The 17,100-nt window shown below is 66.8% G+C and carries 14 protein-coding genes and 1 tRNA gene; 9 read left to right on the forward strand and 6 right to left on the reverse strand.

The genetic code is table 11. From position 1 onward, the window contains the following. Positions 1-26 precede the first annotated feature (26 nt). The 6 genes from rnhA to AC56LG_RS15925 all read left to right on the forward strand — a co-directional run bounded on the left by rnhA (position 27) and on the right by AC56LG_RS15925 (position 3,513). Complete coding sequence (gene rnhA, locus AC56LG_RS15900; RefSeq protein WP_192050515.1) at positions 27-467, forward strand: ribonuclease HI; 441 nt, start codon at positions 27-29, stop codon at positions 465-467. Between the two features lie 60 nt (positions 468-527). Beyond that, entirely contained in the window at positions 528-1,235 is a 708-nt protein-coding gene (dnaQ, locus tag AC56LG_RS15905; protein ID WP_497167039.1) for a DNA polymerase III subunit epsilon, read from the forward strand. A 39-nt stretch (positions 1,236-1,274) separates the two neighbouring features. Next, a tRNA-Val gene (locus AC56LG_RS15910) sits at positions 1,275-1,349 on the forward strand. A gap of 113 nt (positions 1,350-1,462) precedes the next feature. Beyond that, entirely contained in the window at positions 1,463-1,864 is a 402-nt protein-coding gene (locus AC56LG_RS15915; protein ID WP_497167040.1) for a hypothetical protein, read from the forward strand. A 40-nt stretch (positions 1,865-1,904) separates the two neighbouring features. Beyond that, a complete protein-coding gene (locus AC56LG_RS15920) occupies positions 1,905-2,408 on the forward strand; it encodes an MBL fold metallo-hydrolase (protein WP_497167376.1) in 504 nt (167 codons plus the stop codon). Positions 2,409-2,553: 145 nt separating this feature from the next. Next, on the forward strand, positions 2,554-3,513 hold the full coding sequence (locus tag AC56LG_RS15925; protein WP_497167041.1) for a LysR family transcriptional regulator: 960 nt from the start codon (positions 2,554-2,556) through the stop codon (positions 3,511-3,513). Here the strand turns inward: AC56LG_RS15925 and AC56LG_RS15930 are convergent. Next, positions 3,471-4,337: a hypothetical protein gene (locus AC56LG_RS15930; protein ID WP_497167042.1), complete on the reverse strand. Its 867-nt coding sequence runs from the start codon at positions 4,335-4,337 to the stop codon at positions 3,471-3,473. The genes AC56LG_RS15925 and AC56LG_RS15930 overlap by 43 nt on opposite strands. Positions 4,338-4,586: 249 nt before the next feature. Here AC56LG_RS15930 and AC56LG_RS15935 point away from each other — a divergent pair, with 249 nt between their 5' ends. Next, positions 4,587-5,858: an SGNH/GDSL hydrolase family protein gene (locus AC56LG_RS15935; protein ID WP_497167043.1), complete on the forward strand. Its 1,272-nt coding sequence runs from the start codon at positions 4,587-4,589 to the stop codon at positions 5,856-5,858. Between the two features lie 5 nt (positions 5,859-5,863). On the opposite strand, the gene AC56LG_RS15940 is transcribed toward AC56LG_RS15935, so the two are convergent. Genes AC56LG_RS15940 through AC56LG_RS15960 form a run of 5 tightly spaced genes read right to left on the reverse strand, consistent with a single transcriptional unit; the run spans position 5,864 to position 14,557 of the window. Beyond that, a complete protein-coding gene (locus AC56LG_RS15940; protein WP_497167044.1) occupies positions 5,864-6,862 on the reverse strand; it encodes an alpha/beta fold hydrolase in 999 nt (332 codons plus the stop codon). Positions 6,863-6,869: 7 nt separating this feature from the next. Next, positions 6,870-8,486: a family 43 glycosylhydrolase gene (locus AC56LG_RS15945; protein WP_497167045.1), complete on the reverse strand. Its 1,617-nt coding sequence runs from the start codon at positions 8,484-8,486 to the stop codon at positions 6,870-6,872. Positions 8,487-8,505: 19 nt separating this feature from the next. Beyond that, positions 8,506-10,560 (reverse strand): GDSL-type esterase/lipase family protein, encoded by a 2,055-nt coding sequence (locus AC56LG_RS15950; RefSeq protein WP_497167046.1) that lies wholly within the window; start codon positions 10,558-10,560, stop codon positions 8,506-8,508. Continuing rightward, a complete protein-coding gene (locus tag AC56LG_RS15955; protein ID WP_497167047.1) occupies positions 10,557-12,200 on the reverse strand; it encodes a glycoside hydrolase family 43 protein in 1,644 nt (547 codons plus the stop codon). The genes AC56LG_RS15950 and AC56LG_RS15955 overlap by 4 nt, the downstream gene beginning before the upstream one ends. Next, positions 12,197-14,557 (reverse strand): pectinesterase family protein, encoded by a 2,361-nt coding sequence (locus AC56LG_RS15960; RefSeq protein ID WP_497167048.1) that lies wholly within the window; start codon positions 14,555-14,557, stop codon positions 12,197-12,199. The genes AC56LG_RS15955 and AC56LG_RS15960 overlap by 4 nt, the downstream gene beginning before the upstream one ends. A 213-nt stretch (positions 14,558-14,770) precedes the next feature. Between AC56LG_RS15960 and AC56LG_RS15965 the strand changes: the two genes are divergently transcribed. After that, positions 14,771-16,003, forward strand: a complete 1,233-nt coding sequence (locus tag AC56LG_RS15965) for a XylR family transcriptional regulator (protein WP_497167049.1) — start codon at positions 14,771-14,773, stop codon at positions 16,001-16,003. A 2-nt stretch (positions 16,004-16,005) separates the two neighbouring features. Next, on the forward strand, positions 16,006-17,079 hold the full coding sequence (locus AC56LG_RS15970; protein ID WP_497167050.1) for an aldose epimerase family protein: 1,074 nt from the start codon (positions 16,006-16,008) through the stop codon (positions 17,077-17,079). Positions 17,080-17,100: the final 21 nt, after the last annotated feature.

Raw genomic sequence — 17,100 nt, forward strand, 5'->3', positions numbered from 1 at the left:
AAAGAATCAAAGGAAAAGCAGGCAGCATGACGACGAAAGTGGAAATTTTTACCGATGGCGCCTGCAAGGGCAATCCCGGCGCCGGCGGCTGGGGCGCGCTGCTGGTGGCCGACGGCCACGAGAAGGAAATCTTCGGCGGCGAGCCGAACACGACCAACAACCGCATGGAATTGAAAGCCGTGATCGAGGCGCTGGGCGTCCTGAACCGTCCCTGCGAAGTCGTGCTGCACACCGATAGCCAGTACGTGCAGAAGGGCATCTCGGAATGGATCCACGGCTGGAAGGCGCGCGGCTGGAAAACGGCGGCAAAGGAACCGGTGAAAAACGACGACCTGTGGAAGGCGCTTGACCAGGCCCAGCAGCAGCACGCCGTCGAATGGCGCTGGGTACGCGGCCACAATGGGCATCCGGGCAACGAGCGTGCCGACGTGCTGGCCAACCGCGGCGCGGCGACGGTGCGGCGTTAGGAAGAGTCCACTGGAGTCCGCTATACTGCTGGGCTTGCCTTACTTCATCTTTAGCCTGCCATGCGCCAGATTGTCCTCGATACAGAAACCACCGGCCTGAACCCACGAACCGGCGACCGCGTCATCGAAATCGGCTGTGTCGAGCTGGTCAACCGCACGCTGACCGGCAACAACTTCCACGAATACATCAATCCCGAGCGCGAGTCCGACGAGGCCGCGCTCGCAGTGCACGGCCTCACCACGGAATTCCTGAGCGACAAACCGAAATTCCACGAGATCGTCGACAAGCTGCGCGCCTACATCGAAGGCGCCGAAGTCATCATCCACAACGCCCCGTTCGACCTGGGCTTCCTGAACGCCGAATTCCAGCGCCTCGGCCTGCCGAGCTTCACCTCGCACTGCAGCGGCGTGATCGACACGCTGGTCAACGCCAAGGAAATGCACCCAGGTAAGCGCAACTCGCTGGACGCCCTGTGCGACCGCTACGGCGTCTCGAATGCGCACCGCAAGCTGCACGGCGCACTGCTCGACTCGGAACTGCTGGCCGACGTCTACCTGTCGATGACGCGCGGCCAGAACTCGCTGTCGATGGACCATGAAGTCGAGACGTCGAACGACGGCATCGAACTCGACGCGGTGCCGCTGGGCGACATCATCGTCGTCTCGGCCAGCGCGGACGAGCTCGCGCTGCACGAGGATCTGCTGGCCGGACTCGACAAAGGCGTCAAGGGCGAATGCGTGTGGAGAAATTATTCGCCAAAAGTTTGACGGTGGAGAAAGTTTTTGGCATAATACGCCTCGTTGTCAGGGAGGTTAGCTCAGGGGTAGAGCACTGCATTCACACTGCAGGGGTCGCAAGTTCGAAACTTGCACTTCCCACCAGAATTCGTAGCACAGTCTTAGGCTTGCAACTTTATTGTTGCAGGCCTTTTTGCTTTGTTCTGGAGCCAGGCACATCCGTTCCGTGAATTCCTGCCAAGGCAATCGCCGAAGGCATGGCCCTGGACGGAATCTCCGATCTGCTGCCGGCAGCGAAACCCATTATCGACGTTCAGTGCGACTGCCTCACCTGTGGAGACGGCGTGCCCGCCACGGTTCGGGTCGTGGTACGAATCAGGTTGAAAGACACCTTCTTTCGTTTCGTCGATACCGGCGATGGCGGCTGGTCAATCCGTGCCGATCCGGGCATGCTGGTGGCCGATGATGCTGGAGAGTCATCCGACATCGACAGGCCACCGGCCGTGCAGTGCTTCGAGCAGCAGCATTGGCGCCAGGAAGTCCCGGGACTCGCGGATGGACATGCGATCCTCTGTGCAAGGCGCATGGCCAGTGTGGAATCCCTTGGCGATGCGGGCGCTGTCAATGGGCCTGAACATCAGCTTCTCAAATTTTTTTAAGGATCATTCCATGCTCTGCAAAGTGCAGTAAAAATGCACGATTGCCCTTGGAAAAGTTGCCGGTTCATGCGCCTGGATGCGCGACGAGTCGCGCGGCTGGAATTTCCTGGTCGATTGCGGCATGCAGCAGGGCGAGCGCACCGCCGCCGACTGGAATGCATGCGACTGGCCGTTCGGTCCGCGGAAACTCAAGTTTGTGACGCACGCGCACATCGACCACTGCGGCCTGATCCCGATGCTCTACAAAAAAGCTTTCGCGGTCTCGTGTACTGCACCAACGAGACGGCGGCCATTGCACGGATTCTCCTGCGCGACGCTGCTGAACTGTCGGACATCGGCTTCACGGGCGCCGACGTCGACCCCATTCGCTGGCACGAGCTGCTCGGGGGGCACTGTTCGGCCGCTTCCATCCGGTCGACCAGGACCTTTTTGTCCGCTTTTTCCGCTCGGGGCATGTCGTCGGGGCCTTGTCGGTCACCGTTCACTGTGGTGCGCCCCGACCAGGCCAGCGCAGGTTTGCGCCAGGCACAAGCCGCGCCGGTGAGAAAGCGAGGATTTTCAGCCAAGAAAGCACGCGAACCTGGTCAAGCGCTCGGGCGCATCGCTTGACCGAGTAACTCGCAGCGAGCCTCGGTATTTGCAATATCAATAGTAAAATCGTGACTATTCATATTGCGAATGGGCCGCGAATGGAGCTGCGCGAACTCGACCTGAACCTGCTGCTGGTGTTCCGCGAAGTCTTCCGCGAGCGCCAGATCTCGGGCGCGGCCAAACGCTTGCGCCTGACGCAATCGGCCGTCAGCAATGCGCTGGCGCGCCTGCGCCGCGCGGTCGGCGACGAACTGTTCGTGCGCACGGCCGACGGCATGCAGCCCACGCCGTATGCCGAGGGGATGGCCGAGCCGGTCGCCGCGGCGCTGGCCAGCCTGGAACTGGCGCTGCGGCCCGAACAGCCGTTCGACCCGGCCACCAGCCGGCGCCGCTTCACCATTGCCATGACCGACGTCGGCGAAACCTATTTCATGCCGAAGCTGGTCGAGCATTGCGTGGCCCTGGCGCCGCAGGTCACGGTCGCTTCGGTACGTGCCGGCATGGTCGACCTGCGCGCGGCGCTGGAAGCCGGCCGGGTGGACATGGCGATCGGCGCCTTTGGCGATGCGCCCGCGTCGTTTTACCAGCGCCGCCTGTTCCGCCAGGCGTACGTCAGCCTGCTGCGGCGCGGCCATCCGCTGGGCGAAGGCACGCTGACCCTGGAACGCCTGGCCGCGGCGCGGCACCTGGTGGTGACGGCGATGGAAAGCCCCTACGACGCCATCCGCACGGCGCTCGAAGCGGCGGGCATCTCCGCCGCCGCCAGCTTCAGCGTGCCGCATTTCGCCGCCGTCCCCTACATCGTCAGTACCACCGACCTGGTGGCGACGGTGCCGCACAAGCTGGCCGAGCGCGCCGCCGGCCCCTTCGGGCTGCAGTACGCGGCCTCGCCCTTGCCGCTGCCGGAACTGCAGACCAACATGTTCTGGCACCGGCGCTACAACCAGGACGAGGGCAACCGCTGGCTGCGCGCGCTGGTCGCCGGGTCGTTCGCGGAAGTAGACCAGAACGCCGCTCAGGGTCCGGGCAGCGGTGTGGTCCCCGCGACCAGGACATAACCCTTGCCGTTGTAGCGGTAGCGCGCGCTTTCCCTGAGCTGCGCCTGCAGGTGCTCGATCTTGTCCTGTGCCTGGTCATCGCCGTTCGCCGTCACCGTGTAGCGCCTGCCGGTAAAATCGAGCACGAGGTCGCGATAGGGGCCCTCCGCCGGTTCGTCAGCGACGTGCAGCAAGCCGTGCGCATCGGTGCAGACGCCGTCTTCGGGTGCGCAGCCGCGCGCTTCATCCTGCATTTGCGGGATGGCGCCCAGGTGACGCACCCCGCCGGCGAGTTCGAACACGTCGGCATCGCCATTGATGGCGTTCATCTCGATATCGCAGGTTTGCGAGGACACGACGAACCCTTGCTTGCCGGGGCCGAGCGCCACCCATTTGACGTCGCCGGCGGCGCCGAAGGTCCCTGTATCCGCGACCTGCTCATGGCGCGCGACGACCTGCCAGCTGCCGTCCTGCCGGCGCAAGGTGTAGACGTTGACCGTGCTGGAACCGTGCTCGGATTCGTGGTCGCCGTCGGCGCTACAGGGCGCACTGCTGACGACGGCGACCAGCCGTCCATCGTCGAACTGCTTTGTCGACGCCAGCATCATCAAGTGGTATTCACCCTTGCCGCCCGGGTGGACGATGCCGAAGCTGACCTCGTCCTCCACGATGCGCCCGGCGGGGAAGAGCATGCGCAGCAGCGCTTTCGGTTGCGTTTCCAATGACGCCTGCGCCTGTCCGGCGGCGCTACTGTCGGCTACGGGCGCGGCAGGCCCGCTCTTTGGCGAGCAGGCGGCGCTGCATGCTGCCAGCAACGCGAGTGCGGCGATGCGCGATCGTTTCATCGGTGCGGCGTCGGGAATGGAGACGAACACGATGATGCACCAATGACAACGCGTCCGCAACCGCAGCGTCCACATGATGGAAATGAGCACAAAAGCAGCGCGCGCGCCAGCTGGCAGAGTCGTGTTGTTGTTAGGAGAAGCCGCCGCGACAGAGTAAGCATTGCGTAAGGCGCCAGTTCGAGCCTGTGGAGGCAGTCACCCATTCCACACCATGCCCTGCGCAAGAAAGGGCAGACCAGGAGACGAACCATGATGCACGACACCACGCAAAAAGCACTGCCCCAGCCCGGACGCCGGACGGTCGTCAAATCCATGCTCGCAGCCCTTGCGCTGGGCGCCGGGTTGGTCGCATGCGGCAGCGGCGGCGACGAGGAGGTCCGGTACCACGCGTCCTGGACCGGCGCGCTGTCCGATGCCGCCCAGTCGCTGCCCGGATTTCCGCCACCGGCCGTGCAGGTCTTCGACAACCAGACCGTCAGGCAGGTAGTGCGGGTCTCGCTCGGCAGCACCGCGATCCGCATCCGGGTCTCGAACCTGTTCGGCAAAGCGCCGCTCACCATTTCGGCAATCCGCGTTGCCCGCAGCAGCGGCGCATCGAATATCGATGCCGCCAGCGACCGCGCGGTGAGCTTCGGCGGCCAGCGCAGCCTGACGCTGGCTCCGGGCAGCGAGGCGCTGAGCGACGCGATCGACCTGCCGGTGGCGCCGCTGTCGAACATCGCCGTCAGCATGTTTTTCGCCACGCGCACCGAGGTCGCCACGGTCCATGCATTGGGACGGCAGACCGCCTATGTCGGCGCCGGCGACCAGTCGTCCGCGGCGACGATTCCGACGGTGGCGGCCACGCAGCTCGAATCCTATTATGCGTTGACGGCGGTGGAGGCCATCAGCATCGCGCAGGCGAAGGTCGTGGTGGCCTTTGGCGACTCGATCACGGACGGTTTCAATTCCACGGTCAACGCGGCGAAACGCTATCCGAACCAGCTCGACGACCGGCTCAAGGCGGCCGGCTTCGCGCAAACGAGCGTCGTCAACGCCGGCATTTCCGGCAACCGCTGGCTGAACGACTTCGTCGGCCCGAACGGCAATGGCCGCTTCGAGCGCGACGTCGTCAACGTCGCCGGCGTCACCCACACCATCATCCTGTTGGGGATCAACGACATCGGGTTTGCCAGCTTCGTCCCGGCGCAGGCGGTCAGCGCGCAACAGATCACGGCGTCGATGGCCACGGCAGTCGCGAAAGCCAAGGCCAGGGGCATCAAGGTCTACCTGGCCACGCTGCTGCCATTCAAGGGAGCGGGCTATTACTCGCTCGACGGCGAAGCCAAACGCCAGGCCGTGAACGCCTTCATCCGCGGCAACCGCGACATCGACGGCGTGGTCGATTTCGACCGGGCCATGCAAAATCCCGCCGATCCGCTGGTGATGAACCCGGCCTACGACAGCGGCGACCATCTGCATCCAAACGACGCCGGTTACGCCGCGATGGCCGCGGCAATCAATCTGGCGCAGCTGCAGTAAGCCCGCTATCGTAACGCTGGCGGACCGCTGCGCAGGTGCGCGTCAAGGAAGCCGGCGGTGGCCTCCACCGTCGGCGCCAGCCAGGGATCGAACAGCCAGAACGTGTGCGGCGTCTGCGGCAGCAGCACCACGCGCGATGCCACCCCATGCGCCGCCATCCGCGCCACCATCTCATCGCGCCCGCTCTGGAAGCGCGGCTGGGCGCTGCCGATGAACAGCACCGGCGGCATCCCGCGCCGCACGTAGTTAATTGGCGAGGCCGCGTGCCACGCCGCCGACGCTTCGGCATAGCGCCCGCCCAGCCAGAGCGCGGCCGGGGAGGGCGGCTTGTCCGGATCGGTGTCGTGGCGGCGCGATTCCTCGGTGGTGAAATCGACCGTGCCGTCGATGTTGACGACTGCCCCCACCGCGCTCGATACGCTCGCATCCCTGGCATGCGGATCGACCGGATGCAGGTCGGCCGTCAACGCGGCCAGGCTGGCGATCTGCGCGCCGGCCGACCCGCCCGCGAGCGCGATACGTTGCGGATCGATGCCGTAGCGCGCCGCGTGCTTGCGCACCCAGCGCACGGCGGCGCGCACGTCGTCGACCGCGGCCGGATAGCGCGCTTCGCCCGACAGGCGGTAACTGACGGTAGCGGACGCGTAACCGCGCTCGGCCAGGCGCAGCGCCAGCGGCACGAATTCGGAACGGTAGCCGGCGTTCCAGCCGCCGCCATGCACCAGCACAACCACCGGCATGCCTTCGCGTGGGGCTGAGGCGGGCAGGTACAGGTCGAGCTTCAGGCACCGGCTGCCGTAGCGCGCATAGGTCTGGTCGCGCACCACGCGCACGCCGTCCGGCACGTCCGCATTGGCGATGCGGATGAACGGGTAGTTGCGCAGTTGCTTCGGATAGGTGCGCGCGGCGTCGTAGGTATTGTTCGGGTCCGGCGCAGGCTCCACGCAATCGGCTGCCTGCACCGCGAGCGGCGTCGCCAGGGCCAACGCCAGTAGCAGACCCACGCCTCGCTCAAGCATACGCACGGTAGCGGAAGCCGCGGAAGCGCACCTCGCCCTTGCCGGCCGCGTACAGGGCCGGTTTCAGGGACATGAAGCCGCCGCGCACGTTCTGGTGGTAGCCCGAGACTTCGTAGCCGCGCGGTCCGCGTTTCCAGTTCTTGCCGTCGGGCGAAATGTGAATGCTGACGACGTGGCGGCGGTTGCGGATGCGCAGGAACAGGCGGCGGCCGTACGGGTTGGCGAACTGCCCGTGCTCGGTGCCGTAGCGGTGCATCACGAATTGGTCGGCACCGAAGCCGAGGCCGCAGTACAGCTTGTGGTCATAGAACAGCAGCAGGCCGGCCCGTGCCTCCGCATCGATCTCGATCTCGCATTCGAATTCGTAATCCTGGTCGGGTGCGATGAAGACCAAGGGCGAGGAATTCGAGGGCATGTCGCCGCTCGCCTTGAGGTGCAGTACGCCGTCCTTGCGCGCCAGGCGCTGGGCCTCGTCCGGCGCGGGGCTGAAGAAATTCCACTGGATGCCGTATTTGTCGCGCGTGAAATCGTCGGACAGGGCCAATCCATGCACCACCGCCTTGCCGCCGGCCGGCTTGGGGATCGGCTGCGACAGGTCGCCGCCGCCGAACTCGGGCCAGCCGTCGCGCGACCAGGACACGGGCGCCAGCAGCGCCTGGCGGCCGAGGGTCCAGAAGCCGTTTTCGTAGCCGTGGTAGACGCCCCACCAGTCGCCAGCCGGACCCTGCACCAGCGTCGCATGCCCGCGCGACCACCATTTCTCTTCGACCCGGGTGGTGCGCACCAGCGGATTGCGCGGATGGTGTTCCCACGGTCCGTGGATGGATTTGGAGCGCGCCGCGATCACCATGTGCCCGGTCGGCGGCCCCGAGGTGCCGCCGACGGCGAGCACCAGGTAATAGTAGTCGCCATGGCGCAGCACCTTCGGGCCTTCCGGCGAAAACGCCTCGACTTCCCAGTCGTCCGGATAGCGCCAGGGCTGGTACACCTTCTCCGGTGCGCCGACGGTCGACAGGCCATCGTCGGCCAGGCGCACGCGGTCGACGCCGGACAGGAACAACCAGCGCGAACCGTCCTCGCCGACCGCATGGCCCGGATCGATGTGGCGCGGCAGGTTCAGGTCGATCGGCTCCGACCAGGGACCGCGGATATCGTCGGCCCAGATCACCCAGGACGTCGTGCGCGAGCCGGCCACCGCCGTCTTCTTGGTCGGGATGTAGAGATAATAGCGGCCCTTGTGCTGGCACAGTTCCGGCGCCCAGACCGAGCCGATATTGCGCGTCAGGGCCGAGACCAGCGGCTGCCAGTTGACCAGGTCTTGCGAATGCCAGATCGTCAGCCCGGGATAGGCGTCGAAGGTGGAAAAGGTCATGTAGTAATCGTCACCGTCGCGCAGGATCGACGGGTCCGGGTGGTCGCCGGCGAGGATCGGGTTCAGGTAGGTGCCGTTGCCGAGATCCGCCTTGCGCTGGCCTTCGACACCGCGCGCCCAGGTTACGGGCTGGTTGTTCGGCGCCGTAGTTGCCGTGGCGGCGATGGCGCCCGCCTGGGCGCCGGCCAGCAGTGTGCCCAGGCCGGCGGATTTGATGGCATTGCGTCGTGAGACCATGTCGATTACCTATCCAGGTTCAATTGTCGTTTTCGGCTTTGGGCGGCTGTGCCAGCACCCACATGAAGTACAGCGCCTTGGCGGCCCTGGCGCGGGTGACGAGCGCCTGCGGTTCCAGCAGGTTCCCGTTGACCATGCGCCCGCGCGCGATGCCTGCTTCCGAACGGATCAGGCCCAGGTCGTAAGCCGTCTTCACCTTGGCGGCATACGGTGCGGAGATCGAACTGGTATCGGCCAGGCGCTGCCAGCCGACCAGCGGGTAATACATCGCCCCTTGCGCGCCGCTGTCGAGGTTCGGGTCGTAGCCGGGCGCGCCCGGCACCACGGTCTTGCCGTTGTAGTCGGTTATGTACCTGGGCGGGGCGCTGAACGCGCTGGCATAGGCATCGGCGAGGATGGCGCCCATGACTTCGCGCGACAACGGTCCGTCACCGTACCGAGTCAGACTCGACGCCGGCAGCTTCATCACGGCGCGCAGGCCGCCGATGAACTCCGTCGTGCGCATCGTTTCCTGCGGCCTGAAATTGCCCTGCGCGTCCTTGCGCAGGGCGCCCAGTTGCAGCAGTTTCTCGATCTGGTCGCGGTAGTAGGCATTCTCGCCGCCGACGATGTCGCGGGCGATCTCGGGGTGGATGGCCGACCAGTCGCCGCGCGCGATCGCGGCGCGCACGTCGCTGCGCAGCTGCGCCGCGACACCGGCCGCCACCGGGTCGCCCTGTTGGCCGAGGCGCGCCAGTTCGGTGGCGACGATGCGCGCGTACTGCTTCGACATCGATTCCCTGAAATGGGTGCCGTCGATCTTGTTGGCCGGGTGGCCGTTGGCATAGCTGCCGTCGTTGGTTTTACCAGGCGTTTCGCCGGCCTCGATCGCCATCACCATCGCCGTCGTCGCCGCGACGCCGTTCTCGTTGTAGAAGGCGACGCTGCGCGCGTTCAGGTCGACCACGGGCACGCCCTGCGCGGCGCCGAGTTTTTTCATCAGGTCGGGAAAGCGGCGCTTGCTGAACGAATTCACGTAGACCTCGCCCGGCTGAGCGTTGCCCTTCACGCGCGACATCGGCGTCACGAACAGCGGCACCATGCCGCGCGCGCGGATCGCCGGCAAATAAAACTCGGTGATGAAGGTCTCGACCATCGCCTCGGTCGAGCCGCGGCCGTAGCGGCGCGTTTCGTCTTCGCTTTCGTCGTTGTGGCCGAACTGGATCATCACGACGTCGCCCACGTGCCCGGCGAACAGCAGGTCGTTGATACGGCCCTCGGCGTATGCATTCCTGAAGGAGCGCCCGCCCATCGAATAATTCAGCACCCGCACCCTGGCCGGGTCGAACAGCTTGTCGAACACCTGGCCCCAGCCGCTCATCGGCGCTTCGTCGAAGGTGTAGGATTTGACGGTGGAGTCGCCCAGCGTGTAGATCGCCGGCAGCACGCCGGCGGGGCGCGCCTGCGGTGCGATCGGGGTCAGCATGATTTCCTCGACGCCGACCGCCACGTTCGGGTGCTTCGGTTCGATTTCGATGTCGATGAAGTCGCGGCCGTTGACGTAGCGGTAGTTCCACTCCTGGCCTTGCGCGGTCACCAGGGTTTTGTTGGGCAGCAGGCTGGCGGCATCCCAGAAAGTGCCGGGGCCGAGGCGGCTGGTCTGCATGCCGGTGACCGAGACGACCGTGTCCTCGGCCTGCGAGGTGGTGCGCACGCGGATGGCGTAGGCGCCCGGCGCGGCCTTGATGCGGAAGGCCATGCCGTAGTTGTTGTAGTGGTCCTTTTCGAAACCCTTTTCGGCATCGAACTTGGGCTCGGCGATGGTGAAACCGTTACCGTCGCTGCGGATCGTCGCCGTATGCACCGGCCGCGCGGGCAGGGCGCCGGTGCGCTCGACGAAACCGAAACCGGTGGCGACGTCGAACAGCGGCGCACCCTTGGCGCTCCACTTGACGGCGACCGCATCCGGGCGCGGCGCGTCGGTGAAATTGAAGCGCAGCGTGCCGGCGGGCGCCTGCGCTTCGGCCAGCGCGGGCAGGCAGAAGGCCAGGGCCGCTACTGCTGCCAGCGGGGCTGGCCAGATGCGCGCCCTCATTTCGCGCTCACGTGGAAGTAATCGACGTCCAGGCTCGATGCCGGCGCGCTGTTGCCGCTGCCGATGCTGAACAGGCCGACCTGGGCGCCGACCCAGCGTCCCTTGCTGATCTCGAGCGGCTGGGCCACCGGAACAAAGTTCACGTTATCCAGGCTGTACGAGAAACTGGCGAGCGCGCCTGCCGCCATGTTCATGCGCAGATAGAGCGAGGCCGGCGCCGCCGGCAGCAGCACCGTGCTGGTCTCCTTGCAGCGTTCCTTGGCCGGCGTGCAGGTGATGTACACCAGTTCGGTGGCGGCGCCGGTCTTGCGCAGGCCGAGCCAGGCGTATTGCATGGCATTGACGATCAGGCCGGCGCGGTCGCCGTCTACCCCGTTATTCAGCGTGACGTGGGTGTCGACCACGAAGCTGGGCGCCGGCAGTTTTTGTCCCAGCAGCGAGGGCGCGCCGCGCACGTAGTCGGCGAAGCCGGGCGCGGCTTGCGTGTGCAGGCGCAGGAAGCCGGGACGTTCGCTCAGCGAGGCCCAGCGCGGGTCGCTGTTGGCGTTCCACTGCCATTGCAGCCCGAGTTGCGGCGCACTGAATTCGTCGCCGGTGGGCGGCACCTTGATGGCGGAGCCGGCCACCGGCTTGGCATGGGTGAGCACCGGCTGGCCGGTGCCGGCGCGCGGACCGTCTTCGCCGATAACCGGCCAACCGTCAGCCCAGCGCATCGGATTGAGGTGCACCACGCGGCCGTAGGCCTTGCGGTCCTGGAAGTGCAGGAACCAGTCCTTGCCGTCCTGGGCGCGTACCCAGGCGCCCTGGTGCGGCCCGTTGATCGGGGTATTGCCCTGGTCCATGACGATGCGGTCTTCGTAGGGCCCGGCGATGCTGCGCGAACGGAACACCGACTGCCAGCCTTCCTCGACGCCGCCGGCCGGCGCAAACACGTAGTAATAGCCGTTCGCCTTGTAGAACTTCGGTCCCTCCAAAGTGCGGTAGTTCGGCAGCTTGTTACCGTCGATGACGGTCTGGCCCTGGGTGTCGAGCAGGCGGCTGCCGTCGGGCGCCATGCTGCGCAGGGTCAGGATGTTGTTGATGCCGGCGCGGCTCTTGGCCCAGGCGTGCAGCAGGTAGGCCTTGCCGTCGTCGTCCCAAAGCGGGGTCGGGTCGATGATGCCCTTGCCCGGCAGGAGCAGGCGCGGCTCGCTCCACGGGCCGGTGAAATTGGTGGCGGTGGTGACGAAGATGCCGACGTCCGGGTCCGGATAGAAGATCCAGAACTTGCCGTCGTGGTGGCGCAGCGACGGCGCCCACACGCCTTCGCCATGGCGCGCGCTGGCGTAGCGTTCGGCCGGCAGCAGGCGCGGCAGTGCGTGGCCGACCAGCTCCCAGTTGACCATGTCGGTCGAGGTCAGCAGGGGCAGGCCGGGCACCGCGTTGAAGCTCGACGAGGTCATGTAATAGGTGTCGCCGACGCGGATGGCGTCGGGGTCGGAATAGTCGGCATGCAGGACCGGGTTCTGGTAGCGGCCATCGCCGAGGTCGGCGACCCAGGGCGAAGCGGCGCCCGGCGTGGTGGACTGGCAGGCTGCCAGCAGCAGCGGCAACAGGGAGATGCTCGCCAGGTGGAGGGTCGTTGCATGCATTTTTTTCATCGTTGTCTCGTTTTAATGAATTGATTTAATGTTATTGGGTGTTTTGTGGGCATCGGGTTCCAGCCCTTGCCGCCGTCGAAACCGCGGAACACCTGCGCACGGTCCGATAACGCCGCAGCCTGCACCGCATCCAGGGCGCGCCCGCCGGCGCGGCGCGCCAGGTCGAGCGGCGCACCGTCGATGTCCATGCTGCCGTACTCGCTCCAGCCGGCGCCGGCACCGGCGTGCGCATTGCGCGGCAGCGACCAGCCCACCGGCGCGACGTGCACATCGATCCTGCAGTTGATGTAACTGACCTTGTCGAAGCTCTGCGACGTGCCTGGCCGCGCCAGGTAAGTGGTGCCGAGCGGGACGTCGTTGCCCGCCGGCCCCGGCCCGTGCGTCAGGCGGCTGTTCAGGAACACGAAGCCGGGATCGTTCGCGCCGATGGTGCGCGCCTGCACCACGTAGCCGCCGCTGCGCGCGTTGGCGCTGTCGCCCACCGAGCGGATCTCGCTCTCCTCGAACAGCGCGGCGCGGTTGCCGCCCCAGATGAAGTCGACGTTGCCGGCGATGAGCGAGCGGTAAAACCACGAATAACCCTTCACCTGGATCGTGTCCTGTTCGCTGAAGAAGCTGGCATTCGTCGCCACCAGGCGTCCGCGGTCGCTGTTGAAGTTCAGCGCCTCGGCCTGGGCGCCCAGGCTGCGCACGCGCTGCGCCGTGTTGACCAGGGTGAGCGTGTCGAGCGTGAGCAGGTCGGCGTCTTCGACCAGGAACACCGCGCGCCCGCCGGTGGCGCCCGGCGCGAGCGGTCCCTGCCCGCTGCCGGAACCGGGATTGGCGCCGTCGTCGTTGATCGAGCCGATGACGACGCCGTCGCGGCTTTCGCCGCGCAACGTGACGTTGTCCTTGCCATTCAGGTAGAGCAGTTCGTCGTAGCGGCCATTGGCGACGCGGATCGTCACCGGCGTCGCACGCGGCAGGCTGCCCATCGCGTGGTTCAGCGCGCCCTGCACGGTGCGGAAGTCGGCGGGGTCGTCGTCGTCGACCGTGAGCGTGGCGTTCGACGGCGCCGCCGCGCGGGTGCGGAAGGTCCAGCCGCGCTGCCCGCCCAGGCCCGCGAACGGCACGCCGCCCAGGGTGGCGTTCGCGAACACGCCGGGATCGACCTGCACGTAGTAGGCGGTGCCGTAGGCCAGGCTGGCGGAGTGCGGGCGGATGACGGCGCTGTCGCCGTCGACGTTCACCAGCTTGCGCCGCACCACGCGTTTAAAAGCCTGGCGGCGCGTGCCCATCGTATCGCGTTCGTCGCCGACGTTGATCGTGTCGACCAGCGCATTGTCGGCCGCGCGGAAGATGCGCACCGAGCCGCTCGTGCCGAGGGTCGGCGGGCGGTCGAAGCGGATGCGCAGCACGGCGTCGACCTGCACCTCGGCGGTGGCAGGGGTGAAGCGGCCCTGCGCCGGATACGCGCGCTGCGGCGCGCTAAACTTCGTGCCCACATCGACACCGAGCCAGGCGGCGACGTTGGCGTCGGCGCCGTCCTGCACGCCGACCGTGGCGCGGCCGGGCCGCAGCGGCGTCACCACCAGCGCGCCGCCTTCGATGACGGCGCGCGCAACCGACGGGTCGCTCGAGACGGCGGCAAGGGCAGGGCGGCGACCTTGCGTATTCATTTGCGTGCTCACCAGGTAGCGGCGCGGCGCATCGCCCGCCTGCACCGCAACGCGGTTGTTCACGCGCGCCAGCCCGATGCGGCCCGGAGGCATGGCGGCCGAACCGACGCGCACGTCGTCGATCTCGTACGAAGCCCCTTGCGTGAACAAACCGATGCGAGCGCCCGGCGCCGCCGCTTCGCTGGCATTGGTCAGGCGCTCGCCGTTCAGGTACAGGGTCAGTTCTTCGCCATCGAGGGCCAGGCGCACGTTGTAGAAGGCGCCGTCGGGCAGCGACTCCTTGCCCCACTGTTTCAGCCTGGTCAGCTTGCCGTCTTCCATCTTGACGATGACGACGTTGACCTTGGGGCTGCCCGGCGTGGTTTCGACGCCCGCGCCGAGCCAGTTGCGCTCATCCGCATAACGCGCCAGCAGGTACGACTGGCCGGGCCCTGCGTTCGCAACGGCGCGCATGCGCGCTTCGACGAACCAGGCGCCCGATGCCGGCGCGACTGCCTCGCGGCTGGCCAGCGTGGCGCCGTCGGCCAGCCGCAGCAGATGGTTGCCGGAACTGTCCGCCGTGCCCGCGACCGTCGTCCAGCGCGAGGCGCCGTCATCGAAACCATCGCACCACGCGGCGCCTCCCGGACAGGCTGCGGCCGCATGGGCGTGCAACGAAAATGTCGAACAGAGCAGCGTAGCAATCAGCGTCGTCTTCATGGGCGTATGGGTGAGGTCACGGTCGAGTCGAAGCGGAGGTTAGCAGACGCGAAACGATCAGGCCATGGCTGGCGCGCGGAATGGAAAGAATCGCACCGGCGCTTGGTGGATTTCGCAATTGCCGGGCCTCCGGCCGGCATTGCACAATGAGGTGAACTCGGGGACGCATGTTTACAATCGCGTCAACACCGAGCCGGAAGGAGACAAGGACCCATGTTGACGCCAAAGACGCATCGTATTGCGCTGCTGTTCAACGCAAACAAGATATTCGACCGCGAGGTCATCACCGGCATCGCCGGTTTCCTGGCCAGTACCCGCACCTCGTGGGACCTGTTCCTGGAAGAGGACTTTCGCCTGCGCCTGTCCGGCATCGAGAAGTGGCAGGGAGACGGCATCATCGCCGACTTCGACGACCCGGCCGTCGCCGCCGCGCTGGCGCCGAGCCGCATTCCGCTGGTGGCCGTGGGCGGCTCCTACGAGAACGCCGACGACTATCCGGCCGGCGTGCCGTACGTGGCAACCGATAACTTCAAGCTGATCAAGCTCGCCTACGAACACCTGATCGACGCCGGCCTGCGCAACTTCGCGCTCTTCAGCCTGCCCGAGGCGCAGGAAAACCGCTGGGCGCAAGAGCGCGAAAAAGCCTTTAAAACGCTGATGCGCGGCGACCGCATGCAGGCCGAAATCTACCGCGGCCAGTGCACCGCTGCGCCTTCGTGGGACGAGGCGATCGAGCAGCAGGTGGCCTGGCTGCACAGCCTGCCAAAGCCGGTCGGCATCATCGCCGTCACCGACGCCCGCGCGCGCCAGCTGATGCAGGCGTGCGCGCTGGCCGGCATCGTGGTGCCCGAGCAGGTCGCCGTGATCGGCATCGACAACGATCCGCTGGCGCGCATGCTCACGCGCATTCCGATGAGCTCCGTGATGCAAGGCGCGCAGGAGATGGGCCGCACCGCCGCCCACCTGCTGGACCAGATGCTGCATGGCCTGCGCCTGGGCGACACCCGCATCCTGGTGCCGCCGACCGGCATCAACGTGCTGGCCTCGTCGCGCCACGAGGCGGCCAAGCACCCGCACGTGATGCGCGCCCGCCATTTCATCCGCCAGTACGCCTGCCAGGGCATCCGCACCAGCCAGGTGGCCGACTATGTCGGCATCTCGCGCTCTTCGCTGGAAAGCTATTTTCGCCAGGAGCTCGGCTGCAGCGTGCACGACGCCATCCTGCGCTTCCGCTTGGATGCCGCCACCGCGATCCTGGCCTCGGGCGACTGCAACCTGTCCGAGGTCGCGCGCAAGTGCGGCTTCACCTCGAGCCAGTACATGCACTCCGTATTCAAACGTGAACTCGGCTGCTCGCCGCGCGCCTACCAGGAGCGCGTGGCAACCAACAGCGGCCAACCCGGCCAGGCCAGGGCTTGCCCGGTTCCCGACCCGCAAGAAGGATAACGATGACCAGCATATTGACGAACACCCCTGCCGTGACTACTGCGAACTCCGACCCTGGCCGCCTGGCCGCGCCGCGCCTGTTCACGCTGCGTAACGCGCACGGCATGGAGCTGACCATCAGCGAACGCGGTGCGGCCATGGTGTCGTGGTTCGCGCCCGACCGCTATGGCCGCAGCGCCGACGTGCTGCTCGGCTACCGCGACCCCGAGGAATACGCCGGCAACGCCGCCTATTTCGGCGCCATCGTCGGGCGCTGGGCCAACCGCATCGCGCGCGGCCGCTTCGCGCTCGACGGCAAGCCGGTGCAGGCGGCCGTGAACGACCGCGGCAACCACCTGCACGGCGGCCTGCACGGCTTCCATGCGGCGCGCTGGCATGGCGAAGCCACCGAACGGCGTGCCTCGCTGCGCCTCGATTCGCCGGCCGGGCAGGGCGGCTTTCCCGGCAACGTCGAAGTGATGGTCGATTACGAACTCGGTAACGACGGCAGCCTGCGCATCGAATACGAAGCGGTGGCCGACGCCGCCACGCCGCTCAACCTCACCGCGCACCCGTATTTCAACCTCAACGGCGGGCGCGGCGACGTCGGCGACCACATGCTGCAGATCGACGCCGACTATTACATCGAGACCGACGCCACCGGCATCCCGGTCAGCGTGGCGGCGGTCGAGGGCACGCCTTTCGACTTTCGCAGCCCGGCCGCCATCGGCCCGCGGCTGCGCTGGCCCGACCCGCAGGTGCGCCTGGCCGGTGGCTTCGACCACTGCTACTGCGTCGGCAACGAGCCGGGCGGGCGCCACGGCGCGCTGCGCGAAGTGGCCCGGGTGGTCGACCCCGGATCGGGGCGGCGCCTGCAGGTGTCGACCACCGAGGCCGGCCTGCAGTTCTACAGCGGGAACAGCCTGGAAGGCGTGCGTGGGCGCGCGCCGCGGCCCTACGTGCGCCACGCCGGCTTTTGCCTGGAGGCCGGGGCGTACCCCGACCAGGTCAATGGCGAACACGCTGGCGCCGTGATCCTGCGCCCTGGCCAGGTGTACCGCCAGACCACGGTTTACCGGCTGTCCTTGCAGGCGTAAAGACGCTGCAAGAAATGATGA

It is taken from the genome of Telluria sp. ZB2R32 (assembly GCF_059685715.1).